Annotated in this window: 31 protein-coding genes; 18 read left to right on the top strand and 13 right to left on the bottom strand. The window is 59.5% G+C overall.

Annotated features, from left to right (window positions below):
- The first annotated feature begins 22 nt into the window (after positions 1 to 22).
- Complete coding sequence (locus C4K38_RS22870) at positions 23 to 331, top strand: hypothetical protein (RefSeq protein ID WP_037035956.1); 309 nt, start codon at positions 23 to 25, stop codon at positions 329 to 331.
- 88 nt (positions 332 to 419) lie between these two features.
- On the opposite strand, the gene C4K38_RS22865 is transcribed toward C4K38_RS22870, so the two are convergent.
- The gene (locus tag C4K38_RS22865; protein WP_053280321.1) at positions 420 to 1,049 is read right to left on the bottom strand and encodes a response regulator transcription factor; all 630 of its coding nucleotides are present in this window, start codon (positions 1,047 to 1,049) and stop codon (positions 420 to 422) included.
- Positions 1,050 to 1,196: 147 nt separating this feature from the next.
- Between C4K38_RS22865 and C4K38_RS22860 the strand changes: the two genes are divergently transcribed.
- The 3 genes from C4K38_RS22860 (at position 1,197) to greB (ending at position 4,297) form a co-directional block, all read left to right on the top strand.
- On the top strand, positions 1,197 to 1,487 hold the full coding sequence (locus tag C4K38_RS22860; protein WP_053280320.1) for a hypothetical protein: 291 nt from the start codon (positions 1,197 to 1,199) through the stop codon (positions 1,485 to 1,487).
- A gap of 216 nt (positions 1,488 to 1,703) precedes the next feature.
- Positions 1,704 to 3,443 carry a hypothetical protein gene (locus tag C4K38_RS22855; RefSeq protein WP_053280319.1) on the top strand — a complete coding sequence of 580 codons (1,740 nt, stop codon included), beginning with the start codon at positions 1,704 to 1,706 and terminating at the stop codon, positions 3,441 to 3,443.
- A 380-nt stretch (positions 3,444 to 3,823) separates the two neighbouring features.
- The gene (gene greB, locus C4K38_RS22850) at positions 3,824 to 4,297 is read left to right on the top strand and encodes a transcription elongation factor GreB (RefSeq protein ID WP_053280547.1); all 474 of its coding nucleotides are present in this window, start codon (positions 3,824 to 3,826) and stop codon (positions 4,295 to 4,297) included.
- 16 nt (positions 4,298 to 4,313) lie between these two features.
- Here greB and C4K38_RS22845 read toward each other — a convergent pair whose 3' ends face one another.
- Positions 4,314 to 6,818 carry an ABC transporter permease gene (locus tag C4K38_RS22845; protein ID WP_053280318.1) on the bottom strand — a complete coding sequence of 835 codons (2,505 nt, stop codon included), beginning with the start codon at positions 6,816 to 6,818 and terminating at the stop codon, positions 4,314 to 4,316.
- Complete coding sequence (locus C4K38_RS22840) at positions 6,818 to 7,501, bottom strand: ABC transporter ATP-binding protein (RefSeq protein ID WP_053280317.1); 684 nt, start codon at positions 7,499 to 7,501, stop codon at positions 6,818 to 6,820. The genes C4K38_RS22845 and C4K38_RS22840 overlap by 1 nt, the downstream gene beginning before the upstream one ends.
- Positions 7,502 to 7,511: 10 nt before the next feature.
- On the opposite strand from C4K38_RS22840, the gene C4K38_RS22835 reads away from it, so the two are divergent.
- From C4K38_RS22835 to C4K38_RS22825, 3 genes are all read left to right on the top strand, one after another.
- The gene (locus C4K38_RS22835; RefSeq protein ID WP_053280316.1) at positions 7,512 to 8,117 is read left to right on the top strand and encodes an arylesterase; all 606 of its coding nucleotides are present in this window, start codon (positions 7,512 to 7,514) and stop codon (positions 8,115 to 8,117) included.
- A gap of 56 nt (positions 8,118 to 8,173) precedes the next feature.
- Positions 8,174 to 8,467 (top strand): hypothetical protein, encoded by a 294-nt coding sequence (locus C4K38_RS22830; protein ID WP_007931378.1) that lies wholly within the window; start codon positions 8,174 to 8,176, stop codon positions 8,465 to 8,467.
- A gap of 117 nt (positions 8,468 to 8,584) precedes the next feature.
- A complete protein-coding gene (locus C4K38_RS22825) occupies positions 8,585 to 9,553 on the top strand; it encodes a L,D-transpeptidase family protein (RefSeq protein ID WP_009044964.1) in 969 nt (322 codons plus the stop codon).
- 126 nt (positions 9,554 to 9,679) lie between these two features.
- On the opposite strand, the gene oprI is transcribed toward C4K38_RS22825, so the two are convergent.
- On the bottom strand, positions 9,680 to 9,931 hold the full coding sequence (oprI, locus tag C4K38_RS22820) for an outer membrane lipoprotei OprI (protein ID WP_003448337.1): 252 nt from the start codon (positions 9,929 to 9,931) through the stop codon (positions 9,680 to 9,682).
- 675 nt (positions 9,932 to 10,606) lie between these two features.
- On the opposite strand from oprI, the gene C4K38_RS22815 reads away from it, so the two are divergent.
- The gene (locus C4K38_RS22815; protein WP_007931380.1) at positions 10,607 to 10,888 is read left to right on the top strand and encodes a GNAT family N-acetyltransferase; all 282 of its coding nucleotides are present in this window, start codon (positions 10,607 to 10,609) and stop codon (positions 10,886 to 10,888) included.
- A 59-nt stretch (positions 10,889 to 10,947) separates the two neighbouring features.
- On the opposite strand, the gene C4K38_RS22810 is transcribed toward C4K38_RS22815, so the two are convergent.
- Positions 10,948 to 12,024 (bottom strand): 3-deoxy-7-phosphoheptulonate synthase, encoded by a 1,077-nt coding sequence (locus C4K38_RS22810; RefSeq protein ID WP_053280315.1) that lies wholly within the window; start codon positions 12,022 to 12,024, stop codon positions 10,948 to 10,950.
- 131 nt (positions 12,025 to 12,155) lie between these two features.
- Entirely contained in the window at positions 12,156 to 12,599 is a 444-nt protein-coding gene (locus C4K38_RS22805) for a PilZ domain-containing protein (protein WP_025805497.1), read from the bottom strand.
- On the opposite strand from C4K38_RS22805, the gene C4K38_RS22800 reads away from it, so the two are divergent.
- From C4K38_RS22800 to cysB, 5 genes are all read left to right on the top strand, one after another.
- Complete coding sequence (locus C4K38_RS22800) at positions 12,598 to 12,984, top strand: thioredoxin family protein (protein ID WP_053280314.1); 387 nt, start codon at positions 12,598 to 12,600, stop codon at positions 12,982 to 12,984. The two genes, C4K38_RS22805 and C4K38_RS22800, sit on opposite strands and share 2 nt — an antisense overlap.
- The gene (locus C4K38_RS22795) at positions 12,984 to 13,940 is read left to right on the top strand and encodes a putative 2-dehydropantoate 2-reductase (RefSeq protein WP_053280313.1); all 957 of its coding nucleotides are present in this window, start codon (positions 12,984 to 12,986) and stop codon (positions 13,938 to 13,940) included. The genes C4K38_RS22800 and C4K38_RS22795 overlap by 1 nt, the downstream gene beginning before the upstream one ends.
- 22 nt (positions 13,941 to 13,962) lie before the next feature.
- Positions 13,963 to 14,868, top strand: coding sequence for a 5'-nucleotidase (locus C4K38_RS22790; RefSeq protein ID WP_007931385.1), 906 nt, complete (start codon positions 13,963 to 13,965; stop codon positions 14,866 to 14,868).
- Positions 14,869 to 14,961: 93 nt separating this feature from the next.
- Positions 14,962 to 15,462, top strand: a complete 501-nt coding sequence (locus tag C4K38_RS22785) for a universal stress protein (RefSeq protein ID WP_009050130.1) — start codon at positions 14,962 to 14,964, stop codon at positions 15,460 to 15,462.
- A 112-nt stretch (positions 15,463 to 15,574) separates the two neighbouring features.
- Positions 15,575 to 16,549, top strand: coding sequence for an HTH-type transcriptional regulator CysB (gene cysB, locus C4K38_RS22780; protein WP_007931387.1), 975 nt, complete (start codon positions 15,575 to 15,577; stop codon positions 16,547 to 16,549).
- A gap of 13 nt (positions 16,550 to 16,562) precedes the next feature.
- Here the strand turns inward: cysB and C4K38_RS22775 are convergent, their stop codons facing one another.
- Positions 16,563 to 17,045: a GreA/GreB family elongation factor gene (locus tag C4K38_RS22775; protein WP_053280312.1), complete on the bottom strand. Its 483-nt coding sequence runs from the start codon at positions 17,043 to 17,045 to the stop codon at positions 16,563 to 16,565.
- 2 nt (positions 17,046 to 17,047) lie between these two features.
- Positions 17,048 to 17,443 (bottom strand): hypothetical protein, encoded by a 396-nt coding sequence (locus tag C4K38_RS22770; RefSeq protein WP_053280311.1) that lies wholly within the window; start codon positions 17,441 to 17,443, stop codon positions 17,048 to 17,050.
- Between the two features lie 122 nt (positions 17,444 to 17,565).
- On the opposite strand from C4K38_RS22770, the gene earP reads away from it, so the two are divergent.
- Together earP and C4K38_RS22760 are read left to right on the top strand one after the other, a co-directional pair.
- A complete protein-coding gene (gene earP, locus C4K38_RS22765; protein ID WP_053280310.1) occupies positions 17,566 to 18,699 on the top strand; it encodes an elongation factor P maturation arginine rhamnosyltransferase EarP in 1,134 nt (377 codons plus the stop codon).
- A 48-nt stretch (positions 18,700 to 18,747) separates the two neighbouring features.
- A complete protein-coding gene (locus C4K38_RS22760) occupies positions 18,748 to 19,320 on the top strand; it encodes an elongation factor P (protein WP_007931398.1) in 573 nt (190 codons plus the stop codon).
- Between the two features lie 88 nt (positions 19,321 to 19,408).
- On the opposite strand, the gene C4K38_RS22755 is transcribed toward C4K38_RS22760, so the two are convergent.
- From C4K38_RS22755 to C4K38_RS22740, 4 genes are all read right to left on the bottom strand, one after another.
- Positions 19,409 to 20,422 carry an alpha/beta hydrolase gene (locus C4K38_RS22755; RefSeq protein WP_053280309.1) on the bottom strand — a complete coding sequence of 338 codons (1,014 nt, stop codon included), beginning with the start codon at positions 20,420 to 20,422 and terminating at the stop codon, positions 19,409 to 19,411.
- Between the two features lie 41 nt (positions 20,423 to 20,463).
- The gene (locus C4K38_RS22750; protein WP_009044954.1) at positions 20,464 to 20,883 is read right to left on the bottom strand and encodes an organic hydroperoxide resistance protein; all 420 of its coding nucleotides are present in this window, start codon (positions 20,881 to 20,883) and stop codon (positions 20,464 to 20,466) included.
- A gap of 280 nt (positions 20,884 to 21,163) precedes the next feature.
- The gene (locus tag C4K38_RS22745) at positions 21,164 to 21,625 is read right to left on the bottom strand and encodes a MarR family winged helix-turn-helix transcriptional regulator (RefSeq protein ID WP_053280308.1); all 462 of its coding nucleotides are present in this window, start codon (positions 21,623 to 21,625) and stop codon (positions 21,164 to 21,166) included.
- 75 nt (positions 21,626 to 21,700) lie between these two features.
- Positions 21,701 to 22,651, bottom strand: a complete 951-nt coding sequence (locus C4K38_RS22740; RefSeq protein ID WP_053280307.1) for a LysR family transcriptional regulator — start codon at positions 22,649 to 22,651, stop codon at positions 21,701 to 21,703.
- Positions 22,652 to 22,759: 108 nt separating this feature from the next.
- Between C4K38_RS22740 and C4K38_RS22735 the strand changes: the two genes are divergently transcribed.
- The gene (locus tag C4K38_RS22735) at positions 22,760 to 23,509 is read left to right on the top strand and encodes a sulfite exporter TauE/SafE family protein (protein ID WP_053280306.1); all 750 of its coding nucleotides are present in this window, start codon (positions 22,760 to 22,762) and stop codon (positions 23,507 to 23,509) included.
- Here C4K38_RS22735 and C4K38_RS22730 read toward each other — a convergent pair.
- Positions 23,499 to 24,353: a LysR substrate-binding domain-containing protein gene (locus C4K38_RS22730; protein ID WP_164486091.1), complete on the bottom strand. Its 855-nt coding sequence runs from the start codon at positions 24,351 to 24,353 to the stop codon at positions 23,499 to 23,501. The genes C4K38_RS22735 and C4K38_RS22730 overlap by 11 nt on opposite strands.
- 97 nt (positions 24,354 to 24,450) lie before the next feature.
- On the opposite strand from C4K38_RS22730, the gene C4K38_RS22725 reads away from it, so the two are divergent.
- Complete coding sequence (locus tag C4K38_RS22725; RefSeq protein ID WP_053280304.1) at positions 24,451 to 24,672, top strand: DUF1127 domain-containing protein; 222 nt, start codon at positions 24,451 to 24,453, stop codon at positions 24,670 to 24,672.
- Between the two features lie 64 nt (positions 24,673 to 24,736).
- Entirely contained in the window at positions 24,737 to 25,948 is a 1,212-nt protein-coding gene (locus C4K38_RS22720) for a winged helix-turn-helix domain-containing protein (RefSeq protein ID WP_053280303.1), read from the top strand.
- The last annotated feature ends 13 nt before the right edge of the window (positions 25,949 to 25,961 follow it).

Below are 25,961 nucleotides of genomic sequence, written 5' to 3'. Positions count from 1 at the left end.
ATTGAGGCAGAGACACGACACGATGAATGCACTTCACCCTCCTGTACGTCTTGCGCCAATCACGGCGAACCTTGTTCAGCGCAATCCAAAAATTCTTCTTGGCGGTACACACCAGCCGACATTGCTGCGTTATCTCGATGGCTGGCCACGTCGCAGCACAGGCCCTTCGGCCTTTCTGATCCAGTTCATTGAAGACGGCGAGTCCCTGGCACGTTTTGCCAACGACAGTTTTGACCTTGCGGTGATACAGGCGCCCAGCTCGGAAAATGCCGCCGAAGTCATCCGACATCTGACCCGTGTGGCTCGACAGGGGCTGATCACCCGTAGGTAAGTACCACAAGTGCTCAACCCGGCTGTCGAGGTGGCTGTTTTCCCGATGCTTCTGAATCCCGGCTGAAGGCTCCATCGATATCAGGGCTTTAAACCACGGAGTTGCGTTTGGCCAGTTCCGCCAGTGCTACCAGATTGGAAACGTTGAACCGTTTTAGCAGCCTGACCTTATAGGTGCTCACCGTCTTGTGGCTGATTAGCAGCGCATCTGCGATTTTCTGATTATTCAGACCGCTTGCCAGCAGTTTCAGGACGGTGATTTCCCGGTCGGTCAGTTGGGCAATCAAGACGCTTTCCTGGCAGGCGGCGTTTGTATTCTGTTGCAGGGTGCTGATTGTATCTTCGGGGAAGTAGCTATACCCCGACAGTATGGCTTTTACCGCGTTAGCCAGTTCGTTCAGATTATCGTTCTTGCACAGGAAGCCGGCTGCACCGGCCTGTAAACAGCGCAGAGCGAAGTTCTTGGAGTTGCTGGACGTCAGCACCAGTGTCTTTATTGGCAGCCCAGAGGACTTTATATGGGAGATAACGGAAAACCCATCGAGGTTGGGTATGTTCAAATCCAGGATGAGCAGGTCTGGAAGATGCTTGCGTACCAGCTGGACGGCGTCGGCCCCGTTGTCCGCCTCCGCGACGATGTTGTGTTCGTGAGGTTCCAGAACGGTTCTTATGGCGAGTCGAATCAACGGATGGTCGTCGACGATGATGATACTTCCCATGCAAGGCATCTCGATGTTTAGGGTTGGGTGTGTTTTCTACATATTATCCGAGCACTCTGAAAACTAAATCAGACGAATCTGATAGTTGCCATTGAGTGGCTAAGTTATGGTTGAGCACAGTTTTAATCTGGAAAAGACTAACTCTCCATGCACGTTATTATCTTTAAACCAGCCCAGCTTAAAGGCTCCTGGCTATTCAATCTGCTCTTGCGTCTTGATCGTTTCATCTATTGGTTTGCCCCTTCTCTGGCTATGTTGATGGGGGCAGCTGGCATCGCGCTGTGTTTTTTAGCTTGGCAGCAGCAACTGATATTGACAGGGGTAGGCGGAGCAGTCCTGATACTAATGGCAGCAGGAATAACCATGCTCTGGTCGAATTATGAGTGGTGGCTGTTCAAGCTCAGCCCGCAGAAGGGGTTGAATATCCCGCTTAAGTAAAATCTGAGCTGGAAAATATTGACGCAATAATTTCGGTTGTCAGTGTTCTGTATGTTTTTAAGACGATTCAATGCGGATCTCGTCGCTGCGTGATTCGGCCGCTTGTCGACGGTTTCGGATAAATCTACTTGAGGATCGGAATTATCTAGTTTTCGGGTAGGTGTTGTAAGGTGTATTTTTTGCTCCTTGCGATATATAACGGAGCCTGAATCAGCGATGCTGCTACGAACTATTTCCATCAAAAATGCAGAGCAGGAAGTGCTGAACGGTGCGGTGCTCTGTAGCTTTGCAATTCCTATGCTGAGCCATAATTTTCTTGCTTACAGCATGAATGAGGGCGCTGAAGTTGGAGAGTCGCGAGTTTATATGGCGATGCTAAACAAGGCGGGGCAAAGTTATTCACTGAGTTCGATTGAGGCCGAAGAAGATTGGCGTCAGGTTATTCAAGTCTTCAAGGAAATAGTCACTCATGCGAGCCTGCCTGAGGGGCGACAGCAAGGCGCTGGTGGTACTGATATTCCTTACCATCTGATAGACCTTAAGGATTGTGTGATACCGACAGGGAACCTATCGGATCATCGCTCACTCACCATCAAGAAAAATTTGGTGATGAAGCTTATCTCGTCAGAAGCCTCGGTTGCTTGCCTGCCTGCAATTGACAGCGCTGAATTCGGCGTTCCTGCGCTTGATGTCTCTATTTCGATGACTTCTCAAAATACTCCTGCTGCACAGGCTGTCGCGGAGTGTATCGATGAGGTTTCTGATTCGAATGAGCATCGCTCGCCAGGAACCGTTGAGGATCTTGAAGGCGATGTATTCGATGATGTTCCATCCGGGTTCGCTCCGATTGGAAATCCAGAGGAACTATCTCAAAAGCCAGGTGAAGCTGAGGCTGATGTAGAGGAGGTTCTTACTGATGCTTCATTATTTACCGAGAGTTTTCAACACGATATGACTGAAATGCCGACTGCGAATGCCGAAAAATATGTCGACTCATCTGAGTGTGATGTTCCTTTGTCTGGCCATTTGACGCCTGAGGTTGCCGCTGACCAGTCTGCCAACTCGGAGGTCGACATTGGACGCCTGTCCCAAGGTATACAGAACACATTGGCTGGCTTGGCGGAGGTGGTTCGCGATTTGGCTTCGGAGGAAGAGGTGAAATTAATCCAGAGTGATGAGTACGACCTGTCGATAGCTGACAGTGTTCCAACTTTGATGGATAGGCAGGTTCAGTCCACCACAGATATCGATCAATCTGCGCAACTCGCTGGGGATGTAACACAGGATGAGTTGGCTGATTACCCAATTCCATTAGAGAACTCACTGGATGAAACGCAGTTTCTGATGGCGACGCTTCCTGAGGCTGAAGCTGAACTTCCGGGAGCGGATGCCGATCATCTACTTCTTGATGTAGAGAGCACTTTGTCGAATCTTGCACTTATGGCGCAGGAGTTGACACAGCAAAAAATGGTGGCGGTGAAACAACAGGAAGCTTTGGAACTTTTGAAGGAGCAGTTGCAAGAGCGAGAGCGTAAACTTCATGAAAAAGATGAGCGCCTGCGCCAGCTACAAAGTCAGCTTCAGCAAGAGAAGATCGCGATCGATAAGTCCGCTGAGCATAATTCCCGAGTGATTGCAGAGCGCAGTGCTGCGCTTCAGCAGCTGGCTGAAAGTGTCGAGTCCAGAGAGCGAAGCGTTGCCCGGCGCTCTGAACTAATGCAGCTCGAGCAGCAACGTCTTGATGAAATTTCCGCTAAGCAAAGTATCCGCGCAGCCGAACTGGAAAAGAGGGACGTGGGGATCCAGCAAAAAAATGCGGAGCTAGTGGAAAGATTAACGCAGTTGTCCAGCACCCGTAAGAAGCTCAGTAATATTGTAAAAGGCTTCAATGAGACGGTGACCTTCAATAATAGCCTGCATAGCATATCCAGTACATTGCTCAACGATGATGAGTAAAGCGCCTCTTTTGGAATTACAGTTCTCTCTTTTAGTGTGTTGGGTATTTTAATAAAGCAGTATTTGACCTGTATGAAAAGGCGGCGAGTGCAGTCAGACGGGGCAAACTGGAGAGAACTGATGAGGCGTATCCGGTTTCAGATTATGTGCATTCTGATGTGGATTCGCGCATGGGGTTGATGCCCCCCAACTGGCCAAACGCGACCGCTTTTTCGTACAACGCCCCAGCGGTGGTGTTATGGGGCTGCTCATTCTGGATGGGGCGTCCTTGTGTAGAGGCGTGCTGCAGGTGGATTTATCTCGCCTGGCATTGGTTCTCAAGGTCTCGGTTCAACCATAATGCTGAACTGCTCATAAGGCGATGCATGGGGGTTAACCAATTGAGTACCAAGCTCATTACGCAGGAAGGTTTCGAGGCTCTGAAAAATGAGCTGGATTACCTGTGGCGGGAGAAGCGTCCGGATGTGACGCAGAAAGTCACTTGGGCGGCTTCCCTGGGGGACAGGAGTGAAAATGCGGATTATCAATACAACAAGAAGCTCCTGAGGGAAATTGACCGTCGGGTGCGCTACTTGCGCAAGCGCCTCGAAGACATGAAGGTCGTGTCTTATTCGCCGGAACAGGAGGGCCGGGTGTTTTTCGGTGCCTGGGTCGAGATCGAGAATGAAGAGGGCGAAACCAAGCGCTTCCGTATCGTCGGGTATGACGAGATATACGGGCAGAAGGATTACATCTCCATCGATTCGCCCATGGCCCGGGCGCTCTTGAAGAAAGAAGTCGGCGACGAGGCGATAGTGCAGACGCCCGGTGGAGAAATGTGCTGGTGGATCAATCAGATCGAATACGTGAAATGAACTGCCTGCGAGGGGCTTACCCCTCGCGCAGTACTGTCAGCGGGCTGGCATTCAATGCCCGGCGCGTTCCATAGACACCGGCACCGCCGATCAGCAGGGCGCCGATAACGGGCAGGAGCAGCAGCCAGGGATGTGGATGCCAGGGCAGGTCGAAGGCAAACCGATACAGCACCAGGCTCACCAGTTCCGATCCCAATGCGGCCAGTAACCCGCTGACGGCCCCCAGCAGCCCGAACTCGATACGCCGGGCCTTGACCAGTAATTGTCGTTCCGCCCCCAGCGCTCGTAGCAGGGCGCCCTGACGAATACGTTCGTCCAGGGTGGCCTGCAGTCCGGAAAACAGCACGGCCATACCGGCGGCGAGTACAAACAGCAGCACGTATTCCACGGCCAGGGTGACCTGGGCCAGGATGCTGCGCAGTTGTTCGAGCAAGGCCTCCACTTGCAGGATGGTCACTGCCGGGAAGGCCCTGGACAACTCGACCACCTGCTGGTCGTGACCCGCAGCCAGATAGAAACTGGTCAGGTAAGTGGCAGGCAGATCCCGCAGGGTGCCCGGCTGAAAGATCATGAAGAAGTTGGGCTGGAAATTGTCCCAGTTGATTTCCCGCAGGCTGGTCACCCTGGCCTCGCGATTGACTCCACCGACGCTGAACGTCATCTGGTCGCCGAGTTTGAGTTTCAGACTTTCGGCCACTTGGACCTCGACCGAGACGCCAGGCAAATCCCCTTCGGGCTGTTGCGCCCACCACGAGCCGCTGGTGATCTTATTGCCCGCTGGCAGATCCGCGGCCCAGGTCAGGCTCAAGTCCCGCTGCACGGCGCGGTCGCCACTGGAGTCCTTGCTGACGATTTCCCGGACCGGTTCGCCATTGATGCTGATCAGCCGCCCTGGCACTACCGGATACAGGGGCGCAGAAGGGGCGGAAAGCGCCACCAGCTTGTCGGTGAAGGCCTGCTTGTCCGCAGGCAGGATATTCAGGGCGAAATAGTTCGGCGCGTTTTTGGGCAACTGGTTTTGCCAGGTGTCGAGCAGCTCTCCACGCAACAGCGCAATCAAGGCCATCGACAGCAGGATCAAGCCGAAGGCCAGGGATTGCCCGGCAGCGGCCAGGGGATGTCGCAGCAACTGGCCCAACCCCAGGCGCCATGGCAGCGACGCCTTGGCCAGCAAGCGACGCAGGCTCTGCAGAGCCAGCAGCAGTAATCCCCCGAGAACCAGGGCGGCAATTACACCGCCGCCGAGCAAGGCGAAGGTCAACAGCAGATCCAGGCTCAGGCGCCACATGATCAGGCCCAGGGCCAGCAAGGCGGCGCCATACACCATCCAGGTGCTTGGGGGGATCGGCAGCAGGTCACGACGCAACACCCGCAAGGGCGGGACACGCCCCAGCGCTGCCAGGGGCGGCAGGGCGAAACCTCCAAGCGCCACCAGGCCGGTACCAATACCGGCGACGGCAGGGAGCAATCCGCCGGGAGGCACATCGGTGGGCAGCAGGTCATGCAGCAGGTAAAGCAGCCCAAGCTGGGCAAGCCAGCCGAGCAGCGCGCCGACGATGCTGGCCAGGATGCCGAGCAGGGCCAGTTGCAGGGTAAACAGCAGCATGGTTTCCCGGCGGGACAGCCCCAGGCAGCGCAGCAGGGCGCTGGCGTCGAAGCGGCGGGAGGCGAAACGCGCAGCGGACAGTGCAACCGCCACGCCTGCCAGCAGTACTGCCACCAGACTGGCCATGTTCAAGTAGCGTTCGGCCTTGCCCAGGGCTCCGCCGATCTGGCGGTTGCCATCTCGGGCATCCTGCAGGCGCTGGTTGGCCGCAAGGCCTGGCTTGATCAGTTGGCGATAGGTTTCCAGGGCGCTTCCCGGACCGCGCCAGAGCTCCTTGTAACTGACCCGGCTGCCCGGTTGCACCACGCCGGTGGCGTTCAGATCGCTCAGGTTGATCAGTACCCTGGGCGTCAGGCTATAGAAGTTGCCGGCGCGGTCGGGTTCGTAAGTCAGTACCCGGCTCAAGCGCAGGGTTTTCATGCCGACGTCGATGCTGTCGCCGATTTTCAGGTCCAGCGCGGTCAACAATCGGGCTTCGACCCAGGCTTCGCCTGGTTGTGGACCGCCGCCGACTTCTTCCGCTGCGTAAGGGGCCGGGGCGCTTTTCAACTGGCCGCGCAGCGGGTAGGCGTCGTCCGCAGCCTTGATGCTGGAAAGCTGGATGCCGTTGTCGGTGGCGATCACGCTGGAGAACTCCACCACCTGCGCATGTTGCAGGCCCAGTTCCCGGCCGCTTTGTATCTGTTCGGGCCTTGCCGGAGAACTGCTTTCAAGCAGCAGGTCCGCGCCGAGAAACTCCGTGGCACGCAGCAGCATCGCGCCGTTGAGGCGTGCACCGAAATAGCCGATGGCGGTGCTGGCGGCTACCGCCACAACCAGGGCGAAGAATAATACCCGCAGCTCTCCGGCGCGGGCGTCGCGCAGAAGTTGGCGAACGGCAAGGCTGAACAGGCGCAACAGCGGCAGACGTGCCATCAAGGCTCCAGGGGGGTGACCAGCAGGCCAGCTTCAAGGCGGATCAGGCGCCGACAACGATGGGCCAGACGTTCATCGTGAGTAACCAGGACCAGCGTCGTGCCGCTTTCCTTGTTCAGATCGAACAGCAGGTCGCTGATGCGCTCGCCGGTATGACTATCGAGGTTGCCGGTCGGCTCGTCGGCGAACAGCACATCAGGTTCGGCGGCGAAGGCGCGGGCGATGGCCACCCGCTGTTGTTCGCCACCGGAGAGCTGGCGAGGCGAGTGACTCAGACGTTGCCCGAGTCCGACGCGCTGGAGCAGTTCGGTCGCGCGTTCGCGGGCATCCCGGCGGCCGTCCAGCTCCATGGGCAGCATGACGTTCTCCAGGGCATTGAGGCTGTCGAGCAGTTGGAACGACTGGAAGACGAAGCCCACATGCTCGGCGCGGATTCGGGCGCGCTGGTCTTCATCCAATGTACCGAGGCTGCGACCGGCCAGGGTGACCTCACCGCTGCTGGGCAGGTCGAGCCCGGCCAGCAGGCCGAGCAGGGTGGATTTTCCGGAGCCGGAACTGCCGACGATGGCCAGGCTGTCGCCTTTGTTCAGTTCCAGGCTGAGTTCGTGCAGGATGGTCAGTTCACCTTCCGCGCTGGGAACCACTTTGCTAAGGTTCCGCGCAGTGAGAATGCTTGCGCCCATGGAGAATCCGATGCGTGTGTGGTTTTTAAGTGCTGGCCTGGCCTTGATGTGCATGGCCCAGAACGCAGCGGCGGGTACAGTCCTGATCGTTGGCGATAGTATCAGTGCGGCTTTCGGCCTGGATACCCGGCAGGGGTGGGTGGCATTGCTCGAGCAACGGCTCAAGAGCGAAGGTTTCAACGATAAGGTGGTCAATGCTTCCATCAGTGGAGATACCAGCGCAGGTGGCCAGGCGCGGCTGCCGGCGCTGCTTGCAGAGCACAAGCCGGAGCTGGTGATTCTCGAGTTGGGCGGCAACGATGGCCTGCGCGGGCAGTTGCCCACGCAATTGCAACAAAATCTTGCGTCGATGATCGACAGCTCCAAGGCCAGCGGTGCCAAGGTGCTGTTGCTTGGCATGCAGTTGCCACCCAATTACGGCGTGCGTTACACCCAGGCGTTCGCCGAGGTGTACAGCAAGCTCGCGAATGAAAAAAACGTGGCGCTGGTGCCGTTTTTTCTGGAAGGGGTCGGCGGTAATCCCGAGTTGATGCAGGCTGATGGCATCCACCCTGCGGTCGCTGCTCAGGGCAAGTTGCTGGAAAATGTCTGGCCGACGCTAAAACCGCTGCTTTGACGCTTTTCTACCGGCAGTGTTTCGGCTAATGTGGCGCCCCCGATTTGGAGCCCCCGATGCCGCGTCCCGCCTGGTCCCTGTTTGCCTACCAACTGATCGAGCCTGACGAACAGCTCGACCTGTTCGCCTGCCAGGAAGTTCGGGTGCATCTGGTGACGCGTCAGCTGGAGTTGGGCGGCTCTGCCGATCGCACGTTGTGCGGCACCTTGCTGCCCGCGCAACCGCGCTGGTCGAGTGTCGACCGGACGATTTTCCAGGACCAGCGCCTGTGTCCATTGTGTCGGGCGATCCTCGAATCGCAAAAGCGCGGCACGCCACCGATCTGGCCAGAGTTGCGTTTCGAGCTGTAAGGCAGCAAGTTCTCGCCCGGCTCCCTTCTTGCGCTGATGCAGCTGTCGCTCCCGCAGCCACGGGGGCGGGTGTACAATCACTTTTTTTACTCGTTGATCATGCGAAGGATTTTCCGGATGTTGCCGCGCTTTCCTGTCGTCACCCGTTGCCTGACGCTTGCCGCCTTCTGTGTGGCCGGCCCCGTTGCCGCATTGGAACTGCCTCTACCTCCACCGGGCGAAGATATCGTCGGTCAGGTACAGGTGATCAAGGCCAAGTACGAAGACACCTTTGCCGACCTGGGCACGACCTACGACCTGGGCTATTACGAGATGGTCGCGGCCAACCCGGGAGTCGATCCCTGGTTGCCGGGCGCGGGCACCGAAGTGGTGTTGCCGACGCGCTTCATCCTGCCGCCGGGACCTCGTGAAGGCATCGTGATCAACCTCGCCGAATATCGCCTGTACTACTACCCGAAAGGGCGGAACGTGGTGTACACCTTCCCCCTGGGTATCGGCCGGGAAGGTTGGGGGTCGCCGATCGCCCATACCAGCATAGTCGCCAAGACCCCGAATCCGACCTGGACTCCGCCAGCCTCGATCAAGGCCGAGCATGCTGCCGACGGTGACCCGCTGCCAAACGTGGTCCCGGCGGGGCCGGACAACCCGTTGGGCCCATTCAAGTTCACCCTGGGCACGCCGGGCTACCTGATCCATGGTTCGAACAAGAAGTTCGGTATCGGCATGCGCACCAGCCACGGCTGCTTCCGGATGTTCAACAACAACGTCCTGGAAATGGCGAGCATGGTGCCGGTGGGGACCTCGGTGCGCATCCTCAACGATCCGTACAAGTTCGGTATCAGCGCTGGCAAAGTCTATCTGGAGGCCCACACGCCGCTGGACGACAAGGGCAATCCGTCGGTCGTGGACAAACACACCGCGGTGATCAATGCCTTGCTCAAGCGTGAAGACCTGGCCAATAACCTGCGGATGAATTGGGATGTAGTTCGCGACGTGGTGGCGGCCGAAGACGGTTTACCAGTAGAGATTGCCATACCGACCAATGCACCGGTGGTGTCGGCGGTGCCTATCGATATGCAGCAGTAACGGCGGGAACAGCAACCCGTTGACGCTTCCGGGCGTCGACGGGTTTTTTATTGCCGCAAGAAAACCCGGGCAATAAAAAAGCCGACCCAATAAATGGGTCGGCTCGATAACAATCCCGAGGGATTATTACTTGCGGCTAGCTTTTTCCAGCATACGCAGAGCGCGCTCGTTAGCTTCGTCAGCAGTCTGTTGTGCTTTTTGAGCAGCAGCCAGAGCTTCATCAGCTTTACGGTAGGCTTCGTCTGCACGAGCCTGGGCACGAGCTGCTGCGTCTTCAGTTGCAGTCAGACGAGCTTCGGTTTCTTTGGATACGCTGCTGCAACCGGTAGCCAGAACTGCGGCCAGAGCCAGAGCAGAGAATTTCAGAACGTTGTTCATCGTGTTCCCCTTCAAGGACTTTCTATTAAGTAGCTATCTCATCCGAGTGATGAAATGGCCGGCGTACATACTACCCATTACTTGTAGTAAGTAAACTGACGTAGCGCAAGAAGCAAAAAAAATTCTAGGCGTTGAATCTTTTTCGAGCAACTTTTTATTGATCTGTATAAAAAATACGCAACCTTGTCACCCTGTTGGGAGGCTGCGCTTGTTAACCGTATCTGCCGCAGAGTCCCTTTGCACGGCGCCCGCGGAGTGTAGGCTAAAGTCTATCTATATCGACTCGTCTACACTTTTGTTCAGAATCTGTGGGGCGCCTCACGCATCTTTGTCCATGTTGAGGTGACTTTAAATGGGTGGGCTCGTCTTAAATCTCAACATCCGGCGATGTTCAGGTTGTTGATCATCAGGCGGTTTGATCGAGCGCTTTGCATGTATCCGGGAACAGGTCCGGGGAAGGCATCGGCACTAAACTGGCCTGATGCCGGTAGCTTGAACACAAGCGTCCCTTGAGCATTGGTGCCAATGGTGCCTACTATTTGAAACGTGCTCGGTCATGCGAGAGCGGCAAGCTCTCCTCGGTGTCCAGACAGGCACGGGGTGGCGTAGTTGTTCCTTCGCCGGAAAAACATCGGTAAGGTAGGGGTCAGAATTCAAGACCCGCGAGGAGTAGTGATGAGCGAGGCGTTGTCCATCCACCATGACCAGGCTGGTCATCAATTCGAGACCAATGTGGACGGTCATCGTGCCTACCTGACCTATATGGACCTGGGTAAGCAGACCCTGGATATTTATCGGACGTTCGTGCCTAACGCGCTGCGCGGCCGTGGTATTGCCGCGGCACTGACCGAGCAGGCGTTGGAGTATGCTGACCGCATGGGCTACACGGTGATTCCGTCGTGCTCATACGTGGAGCGCTACATGGAGCGCCATCAGCGCCACGCCGCGAAACTCTGAGCGGGTACACCAAAAAAACGCCGGGCTTGGCCCGGCGTTTTTGTGTCCGCGATACGGGATCAGGTGCGAACCCGTTTTGGCAGGACGTCCTTGAGCTTGGCGTGCATGCTGCGCAAGGTTTTCTCGGTGCTTTCCCAGTCGATGCAGGCATCGGTGATCGACACGCCGTATTGCAGTTCGGCCAAGTCTTTGGGAATCGACTGGCAGCCCCAGTTCAGGTGGCTTTCGACCATCAGACCGATGATCGACTGGTTGCCTTCGAGAATCTGGTTGGCCACGTTCTCCATCACCAGAGGCTGCAAGGCCGGGTCCTTGTTGGAGTTGGCGTGGCTGCAGTCGACCATGATGTTCGGCTTGATCTTCGCTTTGTTCAGCGCCTGCTCGCAGAGGGCGACGCTGACCGAATCATAGTTCGGCTTGCCATTGCCGCCACGCAGAACCACGTGACCGTAGGCATTGCCCTTGGTGGTGACGATGGATACGCCACCTTCCTGGTTGATGCCGAGGAAGCGGTGAGGGCTGGAAACCGATTGCAGGGCGTTGATGGCAACAGTCAGGCCGCCGTCGGTGCCGTTCTTGAAACCTACCGCCGAGGACAGGCCGGAAGCCATCTCGCGGTGGGTCTGGGATTCGGTGGTACGTGCACCGATCGCTGACCAGCTGATCAGGTCCTGCAGGTATTGCGGGGAGATTGGGTCCAGCGCTTCAGTGGCGGTTGGCAGGCCCATTTCGGCCAGGTCCAGCAGCAACTGGCGACCGATGTGCAGACCGTCCTGGATCTTGAACGAGTCGTCCAGGTACGGGTCGTTGATCAGGCCTTTCCAGCCAACGGTGGTCCGCGGTTTCTCGAAGTACACGCGCATCACCAGGTAAAGGGTGTCGGAGACTTCGGCGGCCAGGACTTTCAGGCGCTCGGCATACTCGTGGGCAGCCTTGATGTCGTGGATCGAGCAAGGGCCGATGACGACGAACAGGCGGTGGTCGGTGCCATCGAGGATGTTGCGGATCACTTCGCGACCCTTGGTCACGGTGCGCAGGGCGACGTCGCTCAGCGGGATGTCACGCTTGAGCTGGTCGGGAGTGATCAGGGTTTCGTTGGAGGCGACGTTAAGGTCGTTGATCGGTAAATCAGCCATCGTGTTACTCGTCAGGTCACGGGTGCCGGCCGCCAGCGATCCCCGCGCGGCGGAGCACAGCGGATTTAAGCGCGTCGGGGAGCCGAACCTTAGCGCGTTACACCGGGGCTCGACAATGGGCAGAGGCGGGTTTAATCCAGCGCTGGCTGCATAAAAGCCTGGTGAACCCGGTCGTGAGAGAACTCGGCGGCGTGCTGTTCGACCCATTGCTGGGCCAGGGCTTCGATCTGTCGCTGCTCGGCCTGGGGCTCATGCAGGTGGCAGTAGTGGGCGATCTGGCACACTTGCTCGCTCATTCGGGCACGGAACAGGGTCTGTTCGTCGATGAAGGCGATCCCCACCAGATAGCCGCGCTTGCGTCGCAGGCACCAGGCCACATAGCCGTTGTAGCGGGCATTTTCACCGAGAGTGGGGATCCGTACTTCCAAGGCGGTGCCGCAGCGCCAGGCACGGTGATAATTGCAAGCCATACCGCCGAGGCTGATAGTGTGCAACCGTTGACGCGAAATGCATGCGTGCGTGCGTAAGGTCAGCTCAACCGGAACATCGTCAGGATGAGGAATGAAACGTCCCATGAACGCGGACTCCGAGTGTCAGCTATGTGACATTGTTTCCCCCAGTATAGTGGTCGAATTGGAGCTGACTGATTTCGATATCGATCAGCAGCTGTTGGCGATGAGCGGTATTTCGCTGGTGATATTCACCAGCGTCGGCTGTGCCAGCTGTCGTTGGGCCCGGCAGCAGTTGCCCGACTTTGATCTGCCGATCGAGCGGTTGTGCTGGATCGATGCGGGGAACAATGGCGGCGCGGTCGAGCGTTATCAGGTGTTTCACTTGCCGGCACTGTTCGTGGTGCGCGACGGTCAGTTTTATGGGGCCTTACAGTCGCGCCTGACACCTGGCGAGCTCAGCGAGCGCCTGGCGCAGGCGCTGAACCGAATTCCAGAGGAGTTGCCTTGATGGAAGCAGTCCACACGCCGCGAGTCGGCATTATTGGTACCGGAGCGATCGGTGGTTTTTACGGGATGCTGCTGGCGCGAGCCGGCCTGGATGTGCATTTCCTGCTGCGTAGCGAATTTGCCGCGGTCACCGAGCATGGTTTGCAACTGCGTAGCGCGGTGCATGGTGAGCTGACCCTGAACCCGGTCCAGGCCTATGCCAGTGCCGAAGACATGCCGCCCTGCGATTGGCTGCTGGTGGGGGCCAAGACCACCAGCAACGCCGAGCTGGCTCCGGCGATCCTTCGCGCAGCGGCTCCCGGCGCCAAGGTGCTGTTGTTGCAGAATGGCCTGGATGTAGAAGATGGCTTGCGCGACCTGCTTCCCGATTCGCTGCATCTGTTGGGCGGCCTGTGTTTTATCTGCGTGCACCGTGTCGGGCCCGGGGTGATCGAGCATCAGGCGCTGGGTGCGGTGAACCTGGGTTATCACAGCGGCCCGGCAGCGCAGGACGAATCGCAGTGCCAGGCAATAGTGGAAGAGGGCGCAGCGCTGTTTCGCAAGGCCGGTATCGGTTCCCAGGCCATGGCCAACCTGCAGCAGGCACGCTGGCAGAAACTGGTGTGGAACGTGCCGTATAACGGTTTGTCGGTATTGCTCAACGCCAGCACCACGCCGCTGATGGCCGATGCCGACAGTCGCGAGCTGATTCAGGCGTTGATGCGAGAAGTGGTGCAAGGCGCCCTGGCCTGTGGTCACAGCATGCCGGACGGCTATGCTGAGCACTTGTTCAAGGTGACCGAAAGCATGCCGGACTATTGGCCGAGCATGTACCACGACTACCAGCACAAGCGTGCGCTGGAGTTATCGGCCATCTACGCCGCGCCATTGGCCGCGGCCAGAGCGGCGGGGCGCGAGCTGCCGAAAATGGAAGCCTTGTATCAGGCGTTGAGTTTCATCGATCGGCATAACGGTTGATTGCAGCATCGGGGGAAGCGATATGGCAAAGGGCTTGGGCGGTAAACTGGTGGTGGCGATTTCGTCGCGGGCCCTGTTCGATCTCAGCGAAAGCCACAAGGTCTATCTGGCCGAGGGGGTCGAGGCCTACCGTAAGTATCAGATCGATCACGAGGAGGAATCCCTCGAGCCGGGCGATGCTTTCCCTCTGGTGAAAAAGCTCTTGAGCCTCAATGCCAGCCTCGGCCGTGCTCGGGTCGAGGTGGTGCTGGTGTCGCGTAACAGTGCCGACACGGGCCTGCGGGTCTTCAACTCGATTCAGCATTACGGCCTGGATATTTCCCGGGCCGCGTTTGTTGGTGGGCGCAGCCCTTATCCCTACCTCGCGGCCTTTGGCTGCGACCTGTTTCTTTCCACCCACGCCGAAGATGTGCGCAGTGCGCTGGACGCCGGGTTTGCCGCAGCGACCATTCTTTCCGGTGGCGCCCGGCGCGCCGCCAGCGCCGAACTGCGGATCGCCTTCGACGGCGACGCCGTGCTGTTTTCCGATGAGTCGGAGCGGGTCTATCAGCTCGGTGGCCTGGAAGCCTTCCAGGCCAAGGAGCGCGAATCCGCCCGGGAGCCGTTGCGTGGAGGACCGTTCAAAGGCTTCCTTGCCGCGCTCAATCTGCTGCAGCGCGAATTCCCCGACGATGGTTGTCCGATCCGCACCGCCCTGGTGACGGCACGTTCGGCCCCGGCCCATGAGCGGGTGATCCGTACTCTGCGCGAATGGGATATCCGCCTGGACGAATCGTTGTTCCTGGGCGGCCTGGAGAAGGCTGCCTTTCTCGAAGCCTTCGCCGCCGACGTGTTCTTCGACGATCAGGCGGGCCATTGCGAACTGGCTCGCGAAGTGGTCGCCACCGGCCATGTACCCCATGGCATCAGCAACGAAACCAAGGTTTAGCTCAATGTTCACGGGCTTGCGCGGGACGTCGTAGTCGCCTTGGCACTGCTAAGCTGAATCAATCTCCGCCATATTGGCAGTCGAGGAGGTCATATGATTCGTTCGATGCTGTATGCCACTGACCTCGGTCTGTATGCACCCTACGTGATGCAACATGCCCTGGAGCTGGCTCGAACATTCAATGCCGACTTGCACGTGGTTCATGCGGTGGAGCCCATGGGGCTGTTTGCCGAATCGGTGTTGCAGAGTTATCTCGACGAACAGGCCCTGAATGAGTTTCACAGTCAGGGCCTGAGCACGGTGATGGCGAATATCGAACAACGGGTGCTCGACAGCTTTCGCGAAGAGTTGGGGGAGGGCATGCAGGATCTCGCACTGATTCAGTCGGTCCGGGTCTTTCAGGGGGACCCCTCGCAAGTCATTCTCGAACAGGCGTCGAAACTCTCTGTGGATTTGTTGATCGTAGGAAGTCACAGCCATGGGGCGGGCGGTGAAACGCCATTGGGCAGGACAGCCGCCAGGGTACTGCAACTGGCCAAGGTTCCGGTTTACCTGGTGCCCTTGGTGCAGCGTCGGCGGTTCGGAGATATCTGACGCGTTTATTGGAATTTTCTTAATAAAAGTTCTAGATTTATTCTTCGAACCATTAATATAGTTATATACCGTCGCTGATGCCCGTGGCGTCTACCTGCTTTGAGGGATTCATATGAAGCTTCAACAATTGCGCTACATCTGGGAAGTGGCGCACCACGACCTCAACGTCTCCGCTACAGCCCAAAGCCTTTATACGTCGCAACCGGGTATCAGCAAGCAGATCCGCCTGCTCGAGGACGAGCTGGGGGTCGAGGTATTCGCTCGCAGCGGCAAGCACCTGACCCGCGTCACCCCGGCTGGCGAGCGCATCATCACCACCGCTGGCGAGATCCTGCGCAAGGTCGAAAGCATCAAGCAGATCGCCCAGGAATTCTCCAACGAGAAGAAGGGCACCCTGTCGATCGCCACCACTCACACCCAGGCTCGTTATGCCTTGCCGCCGGTGATCAGCAGCTTCATCAAGCAGTACCCGGATGTGGCGTTGCACATGCATCAGGGCTCGCCGATGCAGATCGCCGAAATGGCCGCCGATGGCACCGTCGACTTCGCCATCGCCACCGAAGCGCTGGAGCTGTTCGGCGATCTGGTGATGATGCCGTGCTACCGCTGGAACCGTTGCGTGGTGGTACCGCAGGGCCACCCGCTGACCAAGCTGCCGAAGCTGACCCTGGAAACCCTCGCCGAATACCCGATCGTGACTTACGTGTTCGGTTTCACCGGCCGTTCCAAGCTCGACGAAGCTTTCAGCCATCGCGGCCTGACGCCGAAGGTGGTATTCACCGCCGCCGACGCCGACGTGATCAAGACTTACGTGCGTCTGGGCCTGGGCGTGGGCATCGTCGCCAAGATGGCGGTCGATACCAAGCTCGACAGCGACCTGGTGGTATTGGATGCCAGCGAACTGTTCGAGTCGAGCATCACCAAGATCGGTTTCCGTCGCGGCACTTTCCTGCGTGGTTTCATGTGCGACTTCATCGAGAAGTTCGCGCCGCACCTGACGCGCGAAGTGATGGCCAAGGCCATTCAGTGCCACAACAAGCAGGAACTCGAAGAACTGTTCGACGGCGTTGAGTTGCCTGTTCACTAAGTCTTGATCGGGCTTACTTGACCTCGGTGACAGCGAACTGTTGCCGAGCGCCCGCGACGACGATCTCCAGCTCATCCCCCTCGAACTTGCCCAGCAGGCCTTTGCCCAGCGGTGAACGGGGGGTGATGACGGTCACCGGTTGCCCCACCACCTCGACCTTCAGTCCCGCCCCATCCGGTGCCAGGAACAGCCATTGTTCGTGGCCGTTTTCGTCCTCGAGCCCCAACAGTGCACCGACCTGGATGCCGACCTGTTCGTCGTACGGGCGCAGGGCCAGGTTCTGGCAGAGCGCCAGGGCCTGCCGGATTTCCTCGACACGCCTGGCCTGGCCGGCGGCGAGATAGGACGCCTCGAGCCCCAGGGTGTCGTACTTGTTTTCGGCAATATTCTCTTCGTGGGTCGCCGCCTCATAGGCGGTCTGCGCCGCACGCTGGGCGATATCCAGGTCGCCACGGAGCTTGTCGAGAATCAGTTGGTGGACCGTAGGCTTGTTCATGATCAATCGCAGAATTGCAGGACGTTGGCCCGGCTTTTTTCGCTTGGCGCCGTCTGGTCCTGTTGCAACCAGAACTGGCATTTCGGGTTGGACTGGTTGCGCAGGTTGCTGCGTGCATTATCCAGGGCCTGCTGCTGTTCGTTCTTGCGCAGGTTTTCCTGGTATTGCTCGAACATGCGGTTGGATGCGGCCGACTCCGTGCTGGGTGGTTTCGCCAGCTGTTGCACGGCCTGGGCGACGGGCGCCAATTGCTGGTCGAACAGAAAACGCCAGGCCAGCCAGCAGGTCAGGGCGATTGCCAGAAAACCCAGCCACAATCCCAGGGCAATACTGCCGCTGAGCTGAAGTGCGTTTACGCTGATACGTAATGATCGACGGGGTGTCGGGCGATAGGGCATGGCAGCCTCCTGGCAGGCGGTGTTGGCAAGCCGTGATTGTCGCACGAAGATTATCGGCGTTGGCTCTTCTGTCTGTAGCCATTTATGCGGACAATCGGCGCTTTTGCCAAACGGAGCCCAGAATGAAAGCCTCCTGGGATATTTTCTGCAGCGTCGTCGACAACTACGGCGATATCGGCGTGACCTGGCGGCTGGCCCGGCAACTGGTGGCCGAGCATCAGTGCGCGGTGCGGCTGTGGGTGGATGACCTGCGGGCCTTCGAGCGTTTGTGTCCGCCGATCGATGTCGCCTTGCCTCAGCAATGGCAGGAAGGCGTCGATGTGCGCCAGTGGCCGGCCGAGTGGTCGCCGGTGGCGGCTGCCGATGTGGTGATCGCGGCCTTTGCCTGCCAGTTGCCACCGGCTTACATGGAGGCGATGGCCGAGCGTGAGCGCACGCCTTTGTGGTTGAACCTCGACTACCTCAGCGCCGAGGCCTGGGTGACTGGCTGCCACGGCCTGCCCTCGGTGAAGTTCAAGGGGGTGCAGAAGTACTTCTTTTTCCCTGGCTTTCAAGCCGGTACCGGTGGCTTGCTACGCGAGGCGGGGTTGTTGGAGCGGCGCAGGGCGTTTCAGCAGGATCCGCTTTCCCGGCAAAGTTTCCTTGAAGGACTGGGTGTATTTGCCGCACCCGACGCCCGCCTGATGTCGCTGTTCGCCTATGAGAACACCGGCCTGGCCAGTTGGCTGGAAGCGCTGGCTGCCGATTCGCGGGCTACCCATCTGCTGGTCCCCGAAGGGCGGATCCTCGGCGACGTGCAAAACTGGCTGGGGGTCGAGGCGCTGTCGGCGGGTGCGATGCGGGTCCGTGGGGCTTTGACGGTGCAGGTGCTGCCATTCGTCCGACAGCAGGAATACGACCAGCTCCTGTGGTCCTGCGATTTCAACGCGGTACGCGGTGAGGACTCGTTCGTGCGCGCGCAGTGGGCCGGCCGGCCGATGCTCTGGCACATTTATCAACAGGACGAAGACATCCACCTGGATAAGCTCGATGCCTTTCTCGAGCTTTATACACGGGGGCTGTCGCCAGAGGCCAAGACGGCGCTGACCGACCTGTGGCGGGCCTGGAATGCCGGAGGCGAGATGGCGCAAGGCTGGAAAAAACTGCTGGAACACTGGCCGGAAGTGGCCGCTCACGCCGAAAAGTGGTGTCTGGAACAGGGCTCGCAGCCCGATCTTGCCGCGGCGCTGGTGCAGTTTTACCTAAATTGGATATGATACGCGGCCTAGATTTTTGTAAATCCCATCCAAATTCGGATATTCGCAATGAAAACTGGTAAAGAACTCAAACCCGGTACCGTGATCCGTATCGACAACGATCCTTGGCTGGTTCAGAAAGCTGAATTCACCAAGTCCGGTCGTAACAGCGCGATCATGAAGACCAAGCTGAAGAACCTGTTGACCGGTTACAAGACCGAAACCGTTTACGGTGCGGACGACAAACTGGACGACGTGATCCTGGATCGCAAAGAAGCGACCCTGTCGTTCATCAGCGGCGACACCTACACGTTCATGGACACCACCGACTACACCATGTACGAGCTGAACGCTGAAGACATCGAAGCCGTTCTGCCGTTCATCGAAGAAGGCATGACCGACGTTTGCGAAGCCGTGTTCTTCGAAGACCGTCTGGTTTCCGTTGACCTGCCGACCACCATCGTGCGCCAGGTTGACTACACCGAAGGTTCCGCTCGCGGCGACACTTCGGGCAAGGTGATGAAGCCTGCCAAACTGAAGAACGGTACCGAGCTGTCGGTTGCTGACTTCATCGAAATCGGCGACATGATCGAGATCGATACTCGCGAAGGCGGCTCCTACAAAGGCCGCGCCAAGGTTTAAGCTTCTGCTTGAATTCTCGCGTACGAAAAAGCCCGACCATTGAGTCGGGCTTTTTTGTGGCCGAAGGTCCGGGTGGCAAGCTTGCGCCTTACTTCAGATGTTGCTTGAGCTCTTCGCAGGCCTGCAGCAGGGCCGAGCGCACCGTGGGTACCTGGCTGACCACGTTGAGCAGACCGTAGTCGTGGATCATCCCGTTGTAGCGCACCGAGGTCACGGTCACGCCGGCTTCGTCCAGCTTGCGGGCATAGGCTTCGCCTTCGTCGCGCAGCACATCGGCACCAGCCGTCTGGATCAGCGCGGGCGGCAGGCCCTTGAGCTGGGCGCTGGTGGCGCGCAACGGTGAGGCGTAGATCTCGTTACGCTGCCGGGTGTCGGTGGTGTAGTTGTCCCAGAACCACTTCATCATGTTTTTGCTGAGGAAGTGCCCCTCGGCATACTGGTTGTACGACGCCGTCTCGAAATTCGCGTCGGTTACCGGCCACAGCAGCAGCTGGAACCTGATCGCCGGCGTGCCCTTGTCCTTGGCCATCAGGCTGACCACGGCCGCCATGTTGCCGCCGACGCTGTTGCCGGCAACCGCCAGGCGCTTGCCATCGACGTTGATTTCCTGGCCATGCTCGGCCACCCATTGGGTGGCCGCGTAAGCCTGATTGATCGCCACCGGGTAATGAGCTTCCGGAGACGGCGTGTAATTGACGAACACCGCCGCCGCCCCGGAGCCCACTACCAGGTCCCGAACCAGACGCTCGTGGGTCGGGAAATCTCCCAGTACCCAGCCGCCGCCGTGGAAAAACATGAACACTGGCAACGTGCCTTTCACCCCGGCCGGCCTGACGATGGTCAGGCTGATGTCCTGGCCTTCGACCTTGATGGTCTTCTGGCTGACATCCGCCTTGGGCAGTGTCAGCTTGACCCCGGCCTGGGCGCCGACCAGCACGGCCCGGGCCTCTTTCGCTGTCATCTGTTCCATCGGCTTGCCGCTGCCGGCGTTCAAGGCGTCGAGGAACGCCTGGGTGTTGTGTTCGACCCCGCCTTCGGCGAAGGCCGTGTTGATGGACAGGGCGAGAAGGCTACCGGTCAAGACCTTGCTGAAAGTGTTCATGTTCGTCTCCTGGGCGGTGCGGGCGCTGGTGCGCGGCAGGGTTAGACAGTCACGTGCAGACGTACGTCGACGTTGCCGCGGGTGGCGTTGGAGTAAGGGCAGACCTGGTGAGCCGCTTCGACCAGGGATTGCGCATCGCTCTGTTCAAGACCTGGCAGGCTGATGTGCAGGTCGATGTCCAGGCCGAAGCCGCCAGGAATCTGGCCGATGCCGACATGGGCGGTGATCGAGGCGTTGTCCGGGATCTTGCGTTTGCTCTGGCTGGCGACGAATTTCAGGGCGCCGATAAAGCAGGCGGAGTAGCCGGCGGCGAAGAGTTGTTCAGGGTTGGTCGCTTGGCCGCCGGCACCACCGAGTTCTTTGGGGGTGGAGAGTTTGACGTCGAGGATGTTGTCGCTGGAGACGGCGCGACCATCACGGCCACCGGTTGCGGTTGCGACTGCGGTATAGAGAGTTTGCATGGTGTGAGCCTCTTGGGTTTCGAAGTTTTGCGCTAAATATTTGCGCGCTAAGTAAGTGCGAAATAAATGTATCGCTCAAATGTTTTGTGCGCAAGACAATTTTTTGAGAAAAATTCGGAAATGCTTTCCGGTAGCCCAAATTTTTTGGCTAAGCGAATGATTTAAATAATATTTTTATCGAGAGACTTTTTTCGTCGATACGCTGTTAGCGGCATCGAAACAGAGAGAATCGCGAGCAAGCCCTCCTGCAGGAGGGCAGGGCGTGCTCGCGAGAGCGCCGTTAAAGGCTGTCTTGCAGATGGCCGCGCAGGTTCAGCAGGTCGGCCTGCAGCTTGCGCAGTTGCTCCAGGGTCAGGCCGCTGGCGCCGAGGATGCATTGGGGAACGCCGCGCGCGCGGTCATACAGGGCCTGGCCTTGCTCGGTCAGTTCGATGATCACCACCCGTTCGTCTTCGCGGCTGCGGGTACGGCTCAGCAATCCCTCGGCCTCCAGGCGCTTGAGCAAGGGCGTCAATGAGCCGGGATCGGTCAGCAAACGGCTGCTGATCTCGCCGACGGTCAGGCCGTCCTGCTCCCAGAGCACCATCATTGCCAGGTACTGGGGATAAGTCAGGCCCAGCTCCTGCAGCAGCGGTTTGTAGACTTTGGTCATCAACAGCGAAGTCGAGTGCAGGGCGAAACACAGCTGGTTATCCAGCAGCAGATCGTCGCATTTTTCCGGGGTGGAGCCTTTGGTGTTCATGGTCGGGCCTTGATCGATACTCGCCCTGAATCTAGCGGGCGAATCTTTAATGCGCCAGATAATTCTCGCCGGCTCTCAGCCCATGGCGCTCTGCAGGGCCAGATCCCAGGGCGGAATCGGGCTGAAGCGGGTCTTCAGGTATTCCAGCAACAGACGGCTGCGGGCGTTGGTGTGCTGTTCCAGGCGCAAGGCATAGATACCGGCGCTTTCCGGTTTGGGCAGGCCGGTTTCGCAGAACAGCGGCAACAGTTCACCGCGCAACAGGTATTCGCTGGCCAGCCAGGTCGGCAGGTGGGCGATGCCCAGCCCGGCCAGGGCACCGGACAACAGGGCCTCGGCATTGTTGGCGCTCAGGCGGATGCGTTGCGGGCGGTGGGTCTGCAACTGCCCGTCCAGTTCGAAGCGCCAGGCGAACAATGGGGCCAGGCCGTCCCAGTCCAGGCCGTCGTGCTGGCTCAGCTCGGCGGGATGGATCGGGGTGCCACGAAGCTTGAGGTAGGCCGGGCTGGCGCAGGCGATGCGCACGATGCTCGCCAGTGATGTCGCCACCATGCGGGTATCGACCCTTTGCCCGGCGCGCAGCACCAGATCGACCTTGCCCAGGTGCGAACCCTGCATGTCGACGAAGCTGTCGATCAGGTGTAGCTGCACATCCAGTCCCGGATAGAGCATCAGGAAATCGGCGATGGCCGGTGCCAGGTGTCGTCGGCCGAACGCCGCGGGAGCATCGATGCGGATCAGACCTTCCGGCGCGTGGCTCAAGGACACGGCTTCCGCCCGGGCCAGTTGCAGTTCGGCGACGATGCGCCGGGCGCGTTCGGCGAAGGCCTGGCCAGCCGCCGTGGCCACCACGGCGTGGGTGGTGCGCATGAACAACTTGCTGCCGACCGCGTTTTCCAGGCTGTCGATACGCCGGGCCACCGCCGAAGGCGTCAAGGGATGCCGGCGGGCGGCGGCGGAAAAGCTCCCGGATTCCAGGACATCGAGGAACAGGCCGAGTTGGTCGGTGAGGGCGTTGGGGTTCATGGCGGGCATTTGCCTATGCGAAGTTGGCAAAGCCATTGTGCGTTGCTGTGCGTTTCCGCACCAGAGCCGACTGCGTAGCATGCAAGGCCTGAGGTGAGGAGAGCGGCTGTGATCGATTTAGCAATGTATGTGGTGTTGGGCGCGGCGCTGGGCACGGTGGGCGGCTTGTTCGGGATCGGCGGCGGCCTGATCGCGATTCCGGTGCTGGGCGTGCTGTTCGGGCTGGATCAGCAGATTGCCCAGGGCACGGCCTTGGTGATGGTGGTCCCCAACGTGATGCTGGCGCTGTGGCGCTATCACCAGCGCAACCGGATCGAGGCGCGGCATGCGTTGCCGTTGGCCCTGATGGGCTTCTGTTTTGCCTGGCTCGGTTCGATCTGGGCGGTGGGTATCGACGCCCAGGTCATGCGGATCGGCTTCGTCGCGTTCCTCGTGGCCTTGTCCGCCTATAACCTGTTGCGCATGTTCCTGGCCAATGCCCCGGCTTCGGCGCAGATGCGTTATCCCTGGCCGTGGCTCGGTGTGCTGGGCGCAGCTTCCGGGGCCATGGGTGGGCTGTTCGGCGTCGGTGGCGCGGTGGTTGCCACGCCGGTGTTGACCAGCGTGTTCGGCACCACCCAGGTGGTCGCCCAAGGACTGTCGCTGGCCCTGGCCCTACCCAGCACCGGGGTGACCCTGGTCACCTACGGGGTGCATCAGGAGGTGGACTGGATGATCGGCCTGCCGCTGGCGGCGGGTGGGCTGCTGAGCATCAGTTGGGGGGTGAAAATTGCCCACGCGCTGCCCGAGCGAATACTGCGCGGGCTGTTTTGCGGCTTCCTGGTGGTCTGTGCGGTGATGCTCGCCTTTAAAGTTTGAAGCCTTCGACTATATGCTCGGCCAGGCATTCGGTGATGGGCGAGGGCGTGTTGAGATTGCGTACCAGCATGATGCTGGCTTCGGGCAACAGGGGCAGGTCTTCGGCGGCGCCCAGGATGCGCATGTCCGGGGTGATCAGGCTTTCCAGTTGCGCGGTGATCGCCAGGCCGGCGCTGACCACGGCCATCAGGGCGGCCAGGCTGGAGCTGTTATAGGCGATGCGATAGTCGCGCCCGGCGGCGTCCAACGCATTGCAGGCCCACTGCCTGCAGAAGCAGTCGCTGTTGAACATCGCCAGGGGCAGCGGCGTCTGTTCGTGGGGGCAGAAACCCTGGGCCTCGGCCCAGACGAAACGCTCCTTGCGCAGCAACTGGCCGATTTCGCTGCCCGGTTCGCGGGTGACGATGGACAGGTCCAGATCCTGGCGCAGCAGCAGTTGCTTGGACGACTCGCAATGCACCTCGATCTGGATCAAGGGATAGGCCTGGGCAAAGCGCGACAGGATTCCCGGTAGAAAGCGCATCACGTAATCGTCCGGCGTGCCGATGCGCACGGTGCCGACCATGTGCGGCTCGCGCAGGGTGTTGAACACCTCGCTGTGCAGTTTCAGGATGCGCCGCGCGTAACCCAGCAGCACCTGGCCTTCGGCAGTCAGGCGCACTTGCCGACCCTCACGCTGGAACAGCTGGCGCTGCAGCACGTCCTCCTCGAGCCGCTTCATCTGCATGCTCACCGCGGACTGGGTACGATTGACCTGCTCTCCGGCCTTGGTGAAACCGCCCTGATCGGCGATGGCGACGAAGGTGCGCAGGACCTCGGTATCAATGCTTGGGTAACTGGACAATTCATCAAACTCCGAGATGTATTGCATAAGAAACATTCGTTTGATTGATCTTAGCCCTGGGTGGAGACTTGAGCCATCCCCACTGGAGGGCAAGACGATGAAAGGTCAAAAAGGTTTTGTATTGGCTCACCGGTTTGCATGGCATAGCGTTTCCTTGCGGCACCTGTTGCAGAGAATTGTCCGCTGGCATGAGCTGCACCGTGAACGCATCATGCTGGCCGGCATGAGTGACGAGGCGCTGAAGGATATCGGCCTCAGTCGCGCGGATGTGGAGCGGGAGACCGTGCGGCCGTTCTGGGACGATCCGATGCACAAATGAGTGTCAAAGCGCTACACAAGCCACTTCTCACTGAGGTAGTTTGCGGGCAGACAAGGAGATTGCCATGCCCGCAGAACTGTCCTTTTCCCTCAAGCAGGCTCGGCGTCTGGCGCTGGCCGCCCAAGGTTTTTCCGGGCGGCCGCTGCCTGCGACGATCAGGCCGGCGCAGGTCAATCGCCTGATCGCGCGCCTGGGTATCCTGCAGATCGACTCGGTCAACGCCCTGGTGCGCTCGCACTACCTGCCGCTGTTTTCCCGCCTTGGCGACTATCCCGCGCAACTGCTGGACCAGGCCGCCTGGAGCCAGGGCCGACAACGCACGCTGTTCGAATACTGGGGGCACGAAGCTTCGTTGCTGCCGCTGTCGCTGTACCCGCTGATGCGCTGGCGCATGCAGCGGGCCAGCCAGGGGCAGGGGATCTACCAGCAGTTGGCGCGTTTTGGCCAGGAGCAGCAGGCGACTATCCGTCGGGTGCTGGCCGCGGTCGAGGAGCAGGGCGCCCTCGGCGCGGGCAGCCTGTCGACCCGCGAGGAGCGCGCCGGCCCCTGGTGGGACTGGAGCGCGGAGAAGCACGCGCTGGAATGGCTGTTCGCCGCCGGTGAGGTGACAGTCGCCGGTCGGCGTGGGTTCGAGCGCTTGTACGACTTGCCGGAGCGGGTGATTCCTTCGAGGATTCTGCAGCATTCACCGCTCAGCGAGGCCGAGGCCCAGCGCGGTCTGCTGTTGCATGCCGCCAGCGCTCTGGGCGTGGCCACCGAGAAAGACCTGCGCGACTATTTTCGCCTGGAACCGGCAGACAGCCGGGCGCGCCTGGCGGAGTTGCTGGAGGGCGGCGAACTGCTGGCCTGCGAGGTGGAAGGCTGGAAGCAAGCGGCCTATTGCCTGCCAGCGGTGAAGGTGCCGCGCAGCGTGCCGGCCAGCGCCTTGCTTTCCCCCTTCGATTCGCTGATCTGGGAACGCAGCCGCACCGAGCGCCTGTTCGATTTTCGCTATCGCCTGGAGATCTACACGCCGCAGCACAAGCGGGTGTATGGCTATTACGTGTTGCCGTTTCTGCACCACGAACGGATCGCCGCGCGGGTTGACCTGCGAGCGGAGCGGGCGCAGGGGCGCCTGGCGGTGCATGCCGTGCATGAGGAAGAGCAGGGGCTGGACGAGCAGGGGATGCAGGCGCTGGCGAGCAGCTTGCGGGGTATGGCCAATTGGTTGGGGCTGGCCGACGTCCAGCTCAATTGCCCGAGGGCCAGCGCCCAGCGCTTGCGAGGGTTTCTTTGAAGCGCGTCGATCA

It is taken from the genome of Pseudomonas chlororaphis subsp. piscium (genome assembly GCF_003850345.1).
Lineage (GTDB): Bacteria > Pseudomonadota > Gammaproteobacteria > Pseudomonadales > Pseudomonadaceae > Aquipseudomonas > Aquipseudomonas piscium.
This window is presented reverse-complemented; position numbering and strand designations above follow the sequence as displayed.